Source organism: Alcanivorax sp. DG881 (assembly GCF_000155615.1).
GTDB lineage: Bacteria > Pseudomonadota > Gammaproteobacteria > Pseudomonadales > Alcanivoracaceae > Alcanivorax.
Map to the genome: position 1 here is coordinate 2,939,897 of NZ_DS989915.1, position 14,644 is coordinate 2,954,540.

General features: G+C 60.6%; 14 protein-coding genes. 1 reads left to right on the forward strand and 13 read right to left on the reverse strand.

Going from position 1 to position 14,644, the window contains the following annotated elements:
• Positions 1–171 precede the first annotated feature (171 nt).
• Entirely contained in the window at positions 172–615 is a 444-nt protein-coding gene (locus tag ADG881_RS13250; protein WP_007148559.1) for a MarR family winged helix-turn-helix transcriptional regulator, read from the forward strand.
• 132 nt (positions 616–747) lie between these two features.
• Here the strand turns inward: ADG881_RS13250 and acs are convergent, their stop codons facing one another.
• The 13 genes from acs to dksA form a co-directional block, all read right to left on the reverse strand.
• Positions 748–2,685 (reverse strand): acetate--CoA ligase, encoded by a 1,938-nt coding sequence (acs, locus tag ADG881_RS13255; protein ID WP_007150380.1) that lies wholly within the window; start codon positions 2,683–2,685, stop codon positions 748–750.
• Between the two features lie 269 nt (positions 2,686–2,954).
• On the reverse strand, positions 2,955–3,335 hold the full coding sequence (panD, locus tag ADG881_RS13260; RefSeq protein WP_007151139.1) for an aspartate 1-decarboxylase: 381 nt from the start codon (positions 3,333–3,335) through the stop codon (positions 2,955–2,957).
• A gap of 89 nt (positions 3,336–3,424) precedes the next feature.
• Positions 3,425–4,282 carry a pantoate--beta-alanine ligase gene (panC, locus tag ADG881_RS13265; protein ID WP_007150361.1) on the reverse strand — a complete coding sequence of 286 codons (858 nt, stop codon included), beginning with the start codon at positions 4,280–4,282 and terminating at the stop codon, positions 3,425–3,427.
• Positions 4,283–4,460: 178 nt separating this feature from the next.
• Positions 4,461–5,249, reverse strand: a complete 789-nt coding sequence (gene panB, locus ADG881_RS13270; RefSeq protein ID WP_007149944.1) for a 3-methyl-2-oxobutanoate hydroxymethyltransferase — start codon at positions 5,247–5,249, stop codon at positions 4,461–4,463.
• Positions 5,250–5,426: 177 nt separating this feature from the next.
• Complete coding sequence (locus ADG881_RS13275) at positions 5,427–6,128, reverse strand: deoxynucleoside kinase (protein ID WP_039926786.1); 702 nt, start codon at positions 6,126–6,128, stop codon at positions 5,427–5,429.
• Positions 6,088–6,615 carry a 2-amino-4-hydroxy-6-hydroxymethyldihydropteridine diphosphokinase gene (gene folK / locus ADG881_RS13280; protein ID WP_007150944.1) on the reverse strand — a complete coding sequence of 176 codons (528 nt, stop codon included), beginning with the start codon at positions 6,613–6,615 and terminating at the stop codon, positions 6,088–6,090. The genes ADG881_RS13275 and folK overlap by 41 nt, the downstream gene beginning before the upstream one ends.
• A complete protein-coding gene (pcnB, locus tag ADG881_RS13285) occupies positions 6,615–7,970 on the reverse strand; it encodes a polynucleotide adenylyltransferase PcnB (protein WP_083787485.1) in 1,356 nt (451 codons plus the stop codon). Before pcnB ends, folK begins: the two co-directional genes overlap by 1 nt.
• Entirely contained in the window at positions 7,855–8,331 is a 477-nt protein-coding gene (locus ADG881_RS17780; RefSeq protein WP_196220448.1) for a hypothetical protein, read from the reverse strand. The genes pcnB and ADG881_RS17780 overlap by 116 nt, the downstream gene beginning before the upstream one ends.
• 271 nt (positions 8,332–8,602) lie before the next feature.
• On the reverse strand, positions 8,603–9,931 hold the full coding sequence (locus ADG881_RS13290; protein ID WP_007151319.1) for a sigma-54 dependent transcriptional regulator: 1,329 nt from the start codon (positions 9,929–9,931) through the stop codon (positions 8,603–8,605).
• A 36-nt stretch (positions 9,932–9,967) separates the two neighbouring features.
• Positions 9,968–12,910: a sensor histidine kinase gene (locus tag ADG881_RS13295; protein ID WP_007148388.1), complete on the reverse strand. Its 2,943-nt coding sequence runs from the start codon at positions 12,908–12,910 to the stop codon at positions 9,968–9,970.
• Positions 12,900–13,076: a hypothetical protein gene (locus ADG881_RS17685; RefSeq protein ID WP_007149317.1), complete on the reverse strand. Its 177-nt coding sequence runs from the start codon at positions 13,074–13,076 to the stop codon at positions 12,900–12,902. The genes ADG881_RS13295 and ADG881_RS17685 overlap by 11 nt, the downstream gene beginning before the upstream one ends.
• 141 nt (positions 13,077–13,217) lie before the next feature.
• Positions 13,218–14,096 carry a tRNA glutamyl-Q(34) synthetase GluQRS gene (gene gluQRS, locus ADG881_RS13305; RefSeq protein ID WP_007151120.1) on the reverse strand — a complete coding sequence of 293 codons (879 nt, stop codon included), beginning with the start codon at positions 14,094–14,096 and terminating at the stop codon, positions 13,218–13,220.
• Between the two features lie 170 nt (positions 14,097–14,266).
• Entirely contained in the window at positions 14,267–14,629 is a 363-nt protein-coding gene (dksA, locus tag ADG881_RS17600; RefSeq protein WP_230457880.1) for an RNA polymerase-binding protein DksA, read from the reverse strand.
• Positions 14,630–14,644 lie beyond the last annotated feature (15 nt).

The window sequence follows — 14,644 nt, forward strand, 5'->3', positions numbered from 1 at the left end:
TTTGCCGGCCCTTTTTTTATGCGCGGAAAAGGCGGGCACAACGATCCGTCATCCCGGGCGGTGCTGGTGTGTCCGTAAAGGCGAGCTGCTGACGTCAGGCAGGTGAGTGCAGCGTAACGGGAGCAGTAGTAAGCTTGCTTACAACAGGTTGGATCAAATAAAGGATTTGTCATGGCCAAGGACACCACCGTGGGCATGGTGCTGCATGACGTGGCACGAATGATGCGCCGGGACTTTGACCGGCGAGCGCGAAGCGCGGGCCTGTCGCGGGCGCGCTGGCAAGTATTGTGGCACTTGTCGCGGCATGAGGGCATTCACCAGGCCGCTTTGGCGGAGCTGTTGGATGTGGCGCCGATCTCTTTGGCGCGCCAGCTGGATCGGCTGGAGGAGGAAGGACTGGTGCAGCGCCGTGCCGATCCTGGGGACCGGCGTCGCTGCCTGCTGTATCTCACCGACGCGGCAACGCCTGCGTTGGAATCACTGCGGGGAAAAGCCGCGCAAACCCGTCAGCGGGCACTGGATGGCCTTACTGTTGAGGACGTGGAGGCATTGCAGCGGGTGCTGGAAACCATGCGCAGCAATCTCAGTGACCGTAATCCGGAGGAGGGAGAGTGAGGTGGATCGTGGAGGTCGCCAAGCGGCGCGTTTTTTCTGATTGATTGGCTGGTTTGTCTTTAGTGGTGGGGAAAACGAAAACGGCGCAGGGGGCTAATCGCCCGCTGCGCCGTTTCTTGTTGCGGTTGTGGTTTATTTGTTCTGGCGGGTCTCAATAAGCTGATCCACCACGCCGGGGTCAGCCAGGGTGGAGGTGTCGCCCAGGCTGTCCAGTTCATCGGCGGCGATCTTGCGCAGAATGCGGCGCATAATCTTGCCGGAGCGCGTTTTCGGCAGGCCCGGTGCAAAGTGAATCAGGTCGGGCTTGGCAATGGGGCCGATCTCCTGGGTGACCAGATCCCGCAGCGCCTGGACCAGTTCCTCGCTGCCTTCCTTGCCGGCCATCAACGATACATACGCGTAGATGCCCTGGCCCTTGACGTCATGCTGGTAACCGACCACAGCGGCTTCGGAGATGCTGGGGTGCAGCACCAGGGCAGATTCGATTTCGGCGGTGCCCAGGCGGTGCCCGGACACGTTGAGCACGTCGTCCACCCGGCCGGTGATCCAGTAGTAGCCATCTTCATCACGGCGGGCGCCGTCACCAGTGAAATAGCAGTCCTTGTAGGCGCTGAAGTAGGTGTCGATCAGGCGCTGATGATCGCCATACACGGTACGAATCTGGCTGGGCCAGCTGGACTTGATGACCAGGTTGCCGGAGGCCGCGCCGTCCAGTTCCTTGCCATCCGGGTCCATCAGGCCGGGTTGCACACCGAACATGGGCAGGGTGGCCGAGCCGGCTTTCAGGTCCACGGCGCCGGGCAGGGGGGCAATCATGATGGCGCCGGTTTCGGTCTGCCACCAGGTGTCCACAATCGGGCAGCGGGAATCACCCACCACTTTGTAGTACCACTCCCAGGCTTCCGGGTTGATGGGTTCGCCCACCGTGCCCAGCAGCTTCAGGCTGGCGCGGGAGGTCTGTTCCACGGGGGCATCCCCCAGCCCCATCAGGGCGCGAATGGCAGTGGGGGCAGTGTAGAAAATATTGACCTTGTGCTTGTCCACCACCTGCCAGCAACGGGAGGCATCGGGATAGGTGGGTACGCCTTCGAACATCAGGGTGGTGGCGCCGTTGGCCAGCGGGCCGTAAACGATGTAGCTGTGTCCGGTGATCCAGCCCACGTCGGCGGTGCACCAATAGATGTCGCCGTCCTGATAGTCGAACACGTATTTGTGGGTCAGGGCGCTGTTGAGCAGGTAGCCGGCAGTGGTGTGCACCACCCCTTTGGGTTTGCCGGTGGAGCCGGAGGTGTACAGGGTGAACAGCGGGTCTTCAGCGTCGACCCACTCCGGTTCACAATCGCTGGAGGCATCAGCCATGGCCTCGTGGTACCAGACATCACGCGGGGCCTGCCAGTCTACATCGCCGCCGGTGCGCTTCACCGTCAGGCAGGTGTGGACGCAGTCGACCCCGTCCAGCGCTTTGTCTGCATTCTCTTTCAGCGCAATCGTCTTGCCGCCACGCACCCCTTCGTCGGCGGTGATCAGCGCGCAGGCTTCGGCATTGAGGATGCGGTCTTTCAAGGCTTCCGGAGAAAAGCCGCCAAACACCACGGAATGAATGGCGCCGATACGGGCGCAGGCCAACATGGCGTAGGCCGCTTCGGGGATCATGGGCATGTAGATAACGACGCGGTCGCCTTTTTTCACGCCCCGGTTCTTGAGCACGTTACCGAACTTGCTCACTTCCTCGAACAGCTGTTGATAGCTGATGTGCTTGTCCTGATCGGGCTCGTCGCCTTCCCAGATGATCGCGGTTTGAGAGGCGCGCTCGGGCAGGTGGCGGTCTACGCAGTTATAGCAGGCATTAAGGGTGGCGCCCTTGAACCAGGCAGCCCGGCCTTCGCTGAAGTCCCATTCGCTGACGGTGTCCCAGGGGGTCTTCCAGTCCAGAAACTGTTTCGCGCGCTCGGCCCAGAACGTGTCCGGGTCATTGATGGACTGGGCGTACCAGCGGTCGTAGGTGTCGCGGTCCATCAGGGTCTGTTTTTTATACTCGGCGGGAACAGGATGAATGTGTACTTGGGACATTTGGGCCTCCTTGGGATACTGCCTGCCAGTTTCCATCATTATTATGGCTGCGCCTGCCCGGGGGTATTCCACCATGGTCTTATAGGGGCGCGAGCGGGTGTAAACGTTGTGTTCCAAGAGTAAACAAAGCGTTGCTTAATGACCAATGCCCAAGCGGACAAAAGAGGCGACGTATAAAGGGAGAGTAAAGAGAGAGTGGTAAAAACGGCGGGCAAAAAAAACGCCGGCAGGGCCGGCGTTTTAGCAAATAATTCAGAGCGAGTTCGGGGTCAGGCAACCTGAACCGGAATCGCATCGCTGGTGCCTTTCACTTCATTGCCTTCGGCCATGTAAATCAGGCTGGGCTTGAAGTTGATCAGCTCCGCGCTGGAATAGCTGGCGTAAGCGCAAATGATCACACGGTCACCGGGCTGGGCCTTGTGGGCGGCAGCTCCGTTGACGGAGATGATTTTGGAGCCCGCTTCGCCACGGATTGCGTAGGTTTCGAAACGCTCACCGTTGTCGATGTTGTAGATCTGGATCTGTTCGTATTCCAGGATACCCGCCATGTCCATCAAATCGCCATCAATGGCGCAGGAGCCTTCGTACTCGAGCTCCGCGTGGGTGACACGAGCCTGATGGAGTTTTGCTTTCAGCATGGTGCACTGCATGTTGGTTACCTCTCAAGCGACCCGAAACCTGCTGTAAACGCCGTATGGTGGGCATGCAGGCACTTCAAGGGGCCGGAAGTATGCATGAATCACCGGTCACGCACAACGGCCAGGGATATATTGTCGATCAATCGGGTTGACCCTAATTTCGCGGCCACGGCGGCCACCAGGTCAGTGTCCTGCGGGCCCGCCGGCGCCAGGGTTTTGGTGTTGACGATGGTCAGATAGTCCACGCTGAACCCGGCAGTATTGAGCGATTGGCTGATGCGGCTTTCCAGTGCCCGGTAATCACGCTCGCCGGCGTCGATGTCGGCTTTCAGCTGTTGCAGGTGTGCATAGAGCTGGGGGGCGAGTGTGCGCTCACTGTCGCTCAGGAAACCGTTTCGCGAGCTGCGTGCCAGGCCATCCGTTTCGCGGCTGGTGGCGGCGCCGACGATCTTCACCGGGAACAGAAGCTCTTCACACATACGGCGCAGAATAGCCAGCTGTTGAAAGTCCTTTTCGCCGAATACGGCTACGTCCGGTTGCACGATGTTCAGTAGCTTGGAGACCACGGTGGTGACGCCCCGGAAGTGCCCTTCCCGGCTGGCGCCACACAGGTAGTCGCCCAGCTGGTCCACGTCCACCCAGGTCTGGTTCTGGCCGAGCGGGTACATTTCCTCCACGGATGGCGCAAACAGCAGGTCGGTGCCAGCCTCGACCAGGGCGGCGGCATCCGCGTCCAGAGTGCGAGGATAACGATCGAAATCTTCGTTGGGGCCGAACTGGGTGGGGTTCACAAAGATCGATACCACCACCACGTCGCAGCGCGCACGGGCCTCGCGAATCAGGCTGATATGGCCGTCGTGCAGGTTGCCCATGGTGGGGACAAAACCCACAGACAGGCCCTTGTTATGCCAGCCGCGGACATATTCACGGACCTGGGCGACGGAGTGAACGGTTTGCATTGGGAACCTCATGAAAGATGCGACACGCTGCACGCAACAGGCTGCAACGCGATGCTGGTGTTGTGGTGTTATTCAGTGTCGGGGCCGCGCTTGAGCTATGGGCGCGGGCCTCGACCTTGCAGAACCAAAATCCGCTGTCTCGCGTTGTGGCGTGAAGCGTGTCGCGTGCTGCGGTCTTTTAAAAACAGTGCTCGTCGGCCGGGAAGCTGCCGTCTTTCACGGCGGCATCGTAGGCCTTGAAAGCGGCGCGCATGTCGCCGGTGTCCGCCATGAAATCGCGTACGAAACGGGCCGGTTTGCCGGGGCTGATGCCGAGCATGTCGTGCATCACCAGCACCTGGCCGTCGCATTCCGGAGCAGCGCCGATGCCGATCACGGGGGCAGCGACCTGACGGGTGATCTCCGCGCTGAGCGCCCGCGGCACGCACTCCAGTACAAACAGGGCTGCGCCGGCCTGGTCCAGTATTCTGGCGGCGTCGAGCAGCTCTGCGGCGCCGTCGTCATCTTTGCCCTGCACGCGGTAGCCGCCCAGTGAGTTCACCGCTTGCGGGGTCAGGCCCAGGTGGGCGCAGACAGGAATGCCGTTGCGGTTAAGGATCTCGATGGCGTCGGCCAGCCAGGCGCTGCCTTCCAGCTTGACCATGTTGGCGCCGGCCTGCATCAGGGCCGTGGCGGCTTCCAGGGTACGTTCCAGGGTGGCGGCGCCCATAAAGGGAATATCGGCAATGATCAGGCTGCCCTGGTTGCCCCGGGCCACGCATTCGGTGTGGTAGACCATTTGTTGCAGGGTCACCGGGACGGTACTGGTCTGGCCCTGGATGACATTGCCCAGGGAGTCGCCGACCAGAATGGCTTCCACGCCGGCCTCGGAAATCAGCCGAGAGAAACAGGCGTCGTAGGCGGTGAGCACGGAAAACTTTCCACCGTCCTGTTTGCGTTTTTGCAGGGTGCGGATGGTGATGGACATGGGAAACCTCCCAGGGAAATTCAATTGAAAGTTGAAAGTTGAAAGTTGAAGCGCGGTCCAGTCTGTCGCTGCGTACAGGCTGTGCCCGCGGTCATGTCAAAAGTTTCGCGGGCAGCGCGTCACCGTGTGGGGATGCGTTTGTCCGCGCTCTTGAACTTTCAACGTTAAACTTTCAACTCAGTCCACTAGTGGCCGGGGGTTAAAATAGTGGCGACCGGAGCGGATGTCCAGCAACTCGCTGATCAGTTGCTGGTAGTCACGGTCGTGGTTGACCAGGTCGATTTCCGCCGCATTGACGATGAGTAGCGGTGCGCGGTCGTAGAAATGGAAGAACTCGGTGTAAGCGTTGCTGAGTTTATCCAGATAATCGCTGGCGATGCCTTGCTCGAAATCGTTGCCCCGGTGGCCGATACGCTGGCGTAGCACCTGGGGCGGTGCCTGCAGGTAAATCACCAGATCCGGCCTGGGCGCGTCCACGGTCAGGTGATCGTCCACGTTGCGGTACAGCTCGAATTCGTCTTCGTCCAGGGTGACCTGGGCAAACAGCCGGTTCTTGTCGATCAGGAAGTCCGCGATTCGTGGGCCGGCAAACAGGTCCTGTTGCTGGACCTGACGCAGCTGATCGGCGCGCTGAAACAGGAAGAACAGCTCGGTCTGCAGGGCGTAGCGGGCCGGGTCCTGATAGAAACGGGTCAGGAACGGGTTGTCGTCGGCCCGTTCCAGCAGCTGGTCATAACCAAAGGTCATGGCCAGGCGCTTGGCAAGGCTGGTCTTGCCGGCACCGATGGGGCCTTCCACGGCGATGAAACGGGGCAGGGTACCGGCGCTGCGGCGTTGTTCAATCCGTTCGGTGAGGGTCTTTTCGTTCAATGAGTGCATCGCGGTCCAGTTCTGCCAGCGGTGAAAGCGTTTGTTCGGCTACCTGACTGAGAAAGCTACCCAGTGCGGTGCCGTCGGGCAAGTGGCAGTGCGGTGCGATTTCCAGCAGTGGGTGCAGGACAAAGGCGCGGCGGCTCATCTGGGGGTGAGGTACCTGGAGGTCGGGGGTGTCGATAAGTTGATCGTCGATCAACAAAATATCCAGGTCCAGGGTGCGTTCACCCCAGTGGCGCAGGCGTTGCCGGCCGGCGGCCAGCTCCAATGCCTGCAGGCTGTGCAGCAGGGCGTGGGGGGGCAGCGTGCTGTGTACTTCGGCGACCGCGTTGACGTAGTCGGGCTGGTCCTGGGGACCGATGGGGGCACTGCTGTACAGGCGGGAGTGGTGTTGCAGGGTCAGGCCGGGCAGGCGCTCCATGGCCAGCAGGGCGCTGGTCAGCCGTTGCACCGGCTGATCCAGATTACTGCCAAGCCCAATGAACGCCTGCATCAATTATCCGCGGCAGGCTTTGGCCGACGCCGGCGACGACGGCGTTTGTTGCCGCCTCCCCCCTGGTTGCCCAGTTGAGTGATCATGTCCCGGCGGCCGCTTTCGTCTTCTTCCTGATAGCGGGTCCACCAGTCGCCCAGTCCGGCCTTGATCTCTCCGCTCTGCTCACGCAGTAGCAGAAAATCGTAGGCGGCACGGAAGCGCGGGTGCTCCATCATGGCGTCCGCGCGGCGCCCGGCCCGTTTGTCCAGGCGCAGCTGCAATTCCCACATTTCACGCATCACGGTGGAGAAGCGACGGGGAATGGCGGTGTGCTTGATTTGCTGGTTGAGGGCCCGGGTGGCGGCTTTATGCAGTGCCTGGGCCGGCGGCAGACCGCTGGACAGGTAGCCACCGAAGCGTTGTTGAATGACTGGCCACAGCAATACTGCATAGATAAAGGCCGGGGTCACCGGCTTGTCCATCAGCAGGCGGCGGTCGGTGTTGTCCATGGCAGCCAGCAGCATGGCTTCCCAGATCTCACCTTGATCGCTTTCCAGGGCTTGCTGGGTTTCCGGGAACAGAAAGCGGAACAGACCCAGTTCCTGCAACTGTTCGTAGGAGGCGCGGGCATGGCCGCTCAGGAACAGTTTGAGTACTTCATCAAACAGGCGAGCGGCGGGGACCTGCAGCAGCAGTTCCGCCATGTCGGGAATGCGACGGGCGGTGCTTTCTTCAATGTGGAAGCCCAGCTTGGCCGCGAAACGGGCGGCGCGCAGCATGCGTACCGGGTCTTCGCGGAAGCGTTGTTCCGGGTTGCCGATCAGGCGGATCACTTCCTGATCGATATCGCCCATGCTGCCGACAAAGTCATGCAGGGTGAAGTCGGCAATATTGTAGTAGAGCGCATTGATGGTGAAGTCCCGGCGCAGGGCATCTTCCTCGATGCTGCCCCAGGTGTTGTCGCGCAGTACCAGCCCGGTTTCTTCGTGGGCGTGGTGTTTGTTCTGGTCCTGGTTGTCATCGCTGGCCTTGGCCCGGAAGGTGGAAACCTCAATGACTTCGCGGCCAAAGCGCACGTGCACGATTTGGAAGCGGCGGCCGATAATGCGGCTGCGCTTGAACAGACGGTTGACCTGCTCCGGTGTGGCGTTGGTGCTGACGTCGAAATCCTTGGGTTCTCTGCCGCAGAGGATGTCGCGCAGGCAGCCGCCCACCAGATAGGCCTCGAACCCGCCTTTGTGCAATCCGTAGAGCACATCAAGTGCTGCTCGGGAAACTTGCTTGCGGGAGATCGGGTGTTGGTCGCGGGGAATCACACGCGGTTCTATCGGTCCGGAAGATTTTGGGGAACCCGGAGTGAACCAGCGTGTCATATGTTCCAGAAGCTTGCAGGGCATGCGAAAAATTCGGCCTCGAAATGAGCAATAAGGCGGCGATAGTAGCACTTTTTTTCGCCAGTTGAGATGTCTTTGGCCCGGAAGGGCCGACACGGGCCGACGCAATGGGATAAACTGCCTGGCCAGAAAGTAAAAAGGAGCCACAACCGAAGTTGTGACTCCCACATTTTGCGCTGATTCTGTTGTTATTATTGTTTGTGTTGTTTTCTGCCTTGTCGCTGCAATCATCAGTTGCAGCAGCACTGCATTGGCTCGTGAAATTATTGTTCTTCTTTCTTGTTGTTATTGTTTGAGCCGTTACGCCGCTGTTTTTGTTGTTTGCTGGCGTGGGATTCATAGTGCCCGTCCACCCCCGCCAATGCAACACGCCTAATTTCCCTTTTAAATCATGTTGTTGCGAAGGTTTTGTGAAAACAGCCTTAGAATCTGCCTGATGGGGGTAACGCTTGTGTTACTTTCCTGTGTAGAGCGGTAACACTTGTGGGGTTTTTGGGTTATTTCGGGTCTTGCTCTCGATTTCGGTGTCCCGAATTAACGTTTTTCCGTTTGACTCTAATGACAGGCGGATTGGGTTTGCCGGTCAATGGCAAGTGCTATTCCCTCTTGCTTCAGCGGCGTGAGCTGGCCTTTTTACGGGGGATGCCCAGCCGCTGACGCCGCTCCCACAGGCTTTTCCGGCTGATTCCCAGTTTCTGGGCCAGCTCGGTCTCGGTCATGCTGTCCTGGTTTTCCATCACGAAGCGGGTGAAATAATCTTCCAGTGACAGATCTTCGCTGGGATCCAGGCTGGCCCGGCTGACGCGCTGAGGGGTGCGGTTGGGGTTCAGACCCAGCTGAGCCGGGCCAATGCCGTCTTCTTCGGTGAGAATAATTGCCCGTTCAATCACGTTATCCAGTTCGCGCACGTTGCCGGGCCAGCTATAGCTGTGCATGGCCTGCAGGGCTTCCGGGGTGAAGTGCAGGTCCGGGCGGTTGAGCTTTTCGCAGCCCCGGGCCAGCAGGGCATTGGCCAGGGGTTCCAGGTCTTCCTGCCGGCTGTTGAGCGGGGGCAGGGTCAGTTCCATCACGTTAAGCCGGTAGTAGAGATCCTGCCGGAAGCTGCCATCGGCGACCCGGCCGGGCAGATCCAGCTGGCTGCTGGCAAGAATGCGCACGTCCACCCGGCGGGGCGAGAGGGAGCCCTGACGGTGGATTTCGTGATGGGTGAGCAGGGTCAGCAGGCGGCTTTGTACTTCGCTGGCCAGTTCGCCCACTTCATCCAGAAACAGGGTGCCGCCGTCGGCTTCTTCAATGCGGCCGGGCTGGTCGTCATCGCCGAACAGTTCGGTGAGTTGCAGGGCCTTGGGGAGCGCCGCGCATTGTACCGAGACCAGCGGACCGTTGGTGCGCTCGCTGTGTTCATGCAGGGCGCGGGCGGTGAGCTCCTTGCCGGTGCCGGCTTCGCCCATGATCAACACCGGGGTGTTGGTTGGTCCCACCCGGCTGATGCGGTGTTTCAGCTCTTCCATGGCCTCGCTGTTACCGATCATGTTGCGAACCGGGAAGCTGCGTTCCAGGTCCCGGCGCAGGGCCCGATTGCCGCGGTTCAGGCGGCCTTCTTTCAATACCCGGTCCACGGAGAGCAACATTTCGTCGTGGTCGAAGGGTTTGGGGATGTAGTCCACGGCGCCCAGGCGCATGGCGTCCACGGCGGAGCGCAGGCTGGCATAGCTGGTCATGATCAGCACCGGTGTATTGCCGGCGGTGGCGATGAGGCTGGTGCCGGGGTCGCCGGGCAGGCGCAGGTCGCTGATGATCAGGTCGAACTGATTGAGGCTGTATTCGCGGGCCTGTTCCACGGATTCCGCTTCTTCAACCGAGTGTTCGTGGCGCACCAGCAGTTTGCGCAGGGCGCCGCGAATAACCGGCTCATCTTCAACAATCAGAATGTGACTCATGAATGACTTGATCCTGTCCTGTCTTGCAGTGGCGCCTTACACACCGGAGGTGGGGGCGTGCATGGGAAGCCGAATAATAAACCGGGTGCCGCCCTGGTCGGTGATCGGGCTTTCTACCCGAATCGCGCCCAGGTGTTCTTCGATAATACTGTAAACCAGCGCTAACCCAAGGCCTGTTCCTCGTCCCGGTGGTTTACTGGTGACAAAGGGTTCGAACAGGGCGTCGCGCAGTTCATCCGGAATGCCATGGCCCTGGTCCTCCACAATCACATCCAGTACCTCGTCGGCGGATTCGCAGCGAACCGTAACCGGCTGTTTATCGGCACTGGCGTCGGCGGCATTGCCCAACAGGTTGATGAAGACCTGCAGCAGGCGCTGCGGGTCGCCCTGCACCCAGTGTTCGGGTTCACACTGGTTGGTGAAGGGTTGCTGGCGATGGTCCGGGTCGAGCAACAACAGGGAAATGGCTTCGTCCACGGTGTCGCGGATATTCACGGGCACATGCTGGCTATGCTTGATGCCGCCGGAATGGCTGAAGGTCACCAGTGATTCCACGATACGGGTGATGCGGCGGGTCTGTTCAAGGATTTGCTGGCTGGATTCCAGCTGTTCCTCGGCATCGGTTTCGCTGTCCAGGTTTTGTGCCAGGCAGGCGATGGCGGTCACCGGGTTGCCGATCTCGTGGGCCACCCCGGCGGCCAGCCGGCCGATGGAGGCAAGGCGTTCGTTGTGCGCCAGGTGGGCTTCCATGTGACGCAGCTCGGTAATGTCTTCGATGACCACTACCTGCCCGCCAGCCTGTTCCGAGGTGCCAGTGCCCAGTACTTCGGATTTATGCAGGCTGAGCCAGCGGGTCTGCCGGTCGACTTCCAGCGATTGTTGCGGTTGATGCGGGCTGTCGTCGTGGCTGAACTGCGTCAGGAATTCCCCCCAGGGCGGGTCCAGGTCTGCCAGCCGGGAGCCAATGGTGTCGGCGGCGGTAATGCCGGTGAGTTCTTCCATGGCCCGGTTCCAGCCAATAATTTCCCGGTCCGCACCCAGGGAAATGACCCCCATGGGTAGCTCCAGCAGGGTCTGGCGGTGGAAGCGTCGCAGGCCATCCAGCTCTGCGGCCAACCCGGAGAGGCGGTCCCGGTATTGCTCCAGTCGGGACTCGATAAACTGGATATCTTCGCTGGAGCTCTGCTCTTCTTCGGGCAGGTAAGGCAGATGGTCGTCCATCAACTGGTGCGAGACCGACGGGCCGAGCAGGCCCGACAGGTTGGTTTCCAGTTGGTCGCGCAAACGCCGCAGGGCGTAGGGCCGGGTTTCGGTGCGTGGCAGGCGCAAGTCGCGCAGCGCCATTTCCACTTCGCGGGTGGCGGTGATGGGGCCAAGCGGCTGGGTCAGTGCATCAATGAAATCGTCTACGCTTTTGGCTTCCAGTTCCCAGCGGTAAGGGCGGCGCAAGCTGTCCACCGCACAGGCTTCCGCGGCGTTCTGTTCGGCCCGGGACATGGGGGTAACGATGGAAACGATGGCGTAGATCAGGGTGTTGGCCGTGACCGAGGCAATGGCCACGTGGTGCCATTGGCTGGCGCCGGTCTGGAAACGCATGCCCATCAATTCCATCAAGCCCTGGAATTGCCATTGTGGGTAGGTGATCGGCAGCAGCAGTAGCAGTAACCACAACAGGAAACCCACAACGAGACCAGCGAACAGGCCGTTGCGGTTGCCGGAGGGCCAGAACAGGGCGCCGATCAGGCCGGGAACAAATTGCAGTGTGGCCACGAACGAGAGTACACCCAGCTCTACCAGGGTGTGCTCGGTGCCGGTGAAACGGTAGAACAGATAGGCCAGAGCGAGGATCGCGGCGATCAGAATGCGCCGGGTCCAGAGCAAATTACGGTACAGGTTCTGGCCCTGATGCAGTGGGCTGGCTGGCAGGACCAGGTGGTTCAGGCACATGCCAGACAGAGCCAGGGTGGCCACAATCAGCATGCCGCTGGCGCCGGCCAGGCCGGCGATATAACCGAGGATGGCGCCGTGCCCACCGGTGACCATGCCTATGCCCAGTGCATAGTAGTCCGGCGAGGTGGGGGCGTTGCTGGCCGCCGCCGCCCACAGGATGACCGGCACGCACAGGGCCATGACCAGGAACATCAGCGGCAACGCCCAGCTGGCAGTGATCAGGGCGCGGGGGTTCAGGTTTTCGGTGAACGCCATGTAGAACATGTGTGGCAGCACCACGGCGGATACGAAAAACGCCATGATCATGGAATGCCAGGTGCCATCCTGCAGGGGGTAGTACAGCCGTGACAGCATTTCCGGGTGCTCGTCGAGCCAGTTACCCAGGCTTTGCGGGCCATCAAAAACGCCATACAGGCCCAGCAGGGCCACCGCGCCAAAGGCCAGCAGTTTGATCAATGACTCCATGGCGATGGCCACCACCAACCCTTCGTGTTTTTCCCGGGCGGTGGCGTGGCGGGCGCCGAACAGGATGGCGAAGATCACCATCATCAGGCAGAAACCGGCGGCCAGGTCGCGGGGGTCGGAGGTGCCGCTGAGGATCTGGATGGACTCCGCCACCGCTTTCAATTGCAGCGCCAGCAGTGGCAGTACCCCGATGAGCATGATGATGGTGGTCATGGCCCCGGCCAGGCGGCTGCGATAGCGAAACGCAAACAGATCGGCCAGCGAACTTAACTGGTAGGTAGCGGTGAGCCGCAGTATCGGGGCAAGCAGAATCGGTGCCAGCAGAAAGACGCCGGAGATACCGAGAAAATAGGACAGGAAGTTATAGCCGTACTGGTAGGCGTATCCCACCGAGCCATACACCGCCCAGGCGCTGGCATAGACGCCCAGGGAAAAAACATACACGGCAGGATGGCGTACCCAGCGTGCGGGCAGCCAGCCACGCTCGGTGATCCAGGCCACCATGAACAGAAAAAACAGGTAGCCACAGGCAATCAGGATGAGGTCGCTGACACTATAGACCATCGACATCCTTGCTCTTGGCAATCCAGTAGCTCAACGCGATCAGGCCCAGCCAGATCAGGTAGGGTCGATACCAGGCGCGGCCACCTTCGCTCCACCAGTCAATAATGGCCGGGGACAGCAAGTAGGTGCCGAGAATAAAAATAATAAGCAGGCGATCGGTATACATAGGTGGTTAAGGCCCTCTGGTCGAAGAGCATACGTCAGCACCGATTCACTGTAAAAGCGCGGCCGGACGCAGGGGCTGTCATTGCGGTCATAAACGTGGCGGCCGGGGGGAATCCCCATGCTGCTCTACGCCTCTACGCCTCTACGCGAGGATTGCCGGTAACGGTTGTGTCTGCCCGGGTGGCCAGTGGTGTTCGCTGTAATGGCTCATGCCCCAGTTCAGCAGCTCAGTGACCGGCGCGCCTGACAGTGCTTCGGGCACGGTTAAGCCCATGCCGAGGAAGGCAGCCCCCAGCAGGTGGCTGGCCTGGTCCGGGGCGAGCGCATCGCTGCCGGCGGATTTTGATAGCTTGGTGGCTCGGCCATCCAGGATGACCGGCAGGTGAGCGTAGCGGGGTACAGGGCGGCCCAGGCATTCCAGCAGCCAGCACTGGCGCAGGGTGGAATCAAGCAGGTCAGCACCGCGTAGCACATGGGTAATGTTGTCGTCGGCATCGTCCAGGGCGCAGGCCAGCTGGTAGCCGAACAGGCCGTCGCGGCGGCGAATCACGAAGGCGCCGCCATCGCGGTGCAGGTTATTACAGACTTGCCCTTGAATGCCGTCCGGGTAACAAAGCTGACGGTCTGGTACATGCAGGCGAATGGCGGTGTCAGAGGCGGCGGGAACGGCCACGTCGATGCCCGGGTGACAGTGGCCCAGGGTGGCCAGTTGTTTGCGGGTCATGCGGCAATGAAAGGCGTGGCCAGTATCGAGCAATTGAGTCACTGCTGCCTGGTAGGCCTCGCTGCGCTGGCTCTGGTAGCGCACGGTTTCGTCCCAGTGCAGCCCGAAGGCTTCCAGTTGCGTCAGGATATGATCAGCGGCACCGGGGGCTTCCCGGGGCGGATCCAGGTCATCAATGCGAACCAGCCACTGCCCTCCGTGATGACGGGCCTCCAGCCAGCTGGCCAGGGCCGCCACCAGTGAGCCGAAGTGCAACGGGCCAGAGGGGGTGGGGGCGAAACGTCCGCGATAGGTCATAAGGCAATTAATAGTGAATAGTTAATAATGAATAGCTGCGCGAGAGGTTGTGCTGGGTGCTGAAACGCAGGAAGCCGCGCAATAAGCATTGGCGCGGCCCCCTTGGTTGGCAGAGTTAACAGCCCGCGACCGCGAGCCGTTAACTCTTCATTATTAATTATTAACGGCCTTTACCCTGCCAGCTGCTTTTCCTTGATTTCAGCGAGTTCTTTGCAGTCGATGCACATTTCCGCAGTAGGGCGGGCTTCCAGGCGGCGGATGCCGATTTCTACGCCACAGGCTTCGCAGAAGCCGTAATCGTCCTTGCCCACCAGATCGAGGGTCTTCTCGATTTTCTTGAGCAGTTTGCGCTCACGGTCGCGGGTGCGCAGTTCCAGAGCGAACTCTTCTTCCTGGGTGGCGCGGTCTGCCGGGTCGGGCAGGTTGGCCTGCTCGTCCTGCAGGTGGTGCATGGTGCGGTCCGCTTCTTCCATCAGTTCCTGGCGCCAGGCCAGCAGGATATTGCGGAAGTGTTCGCGTTGCTTTTCGTTCATGTATTCCTCGTCAGG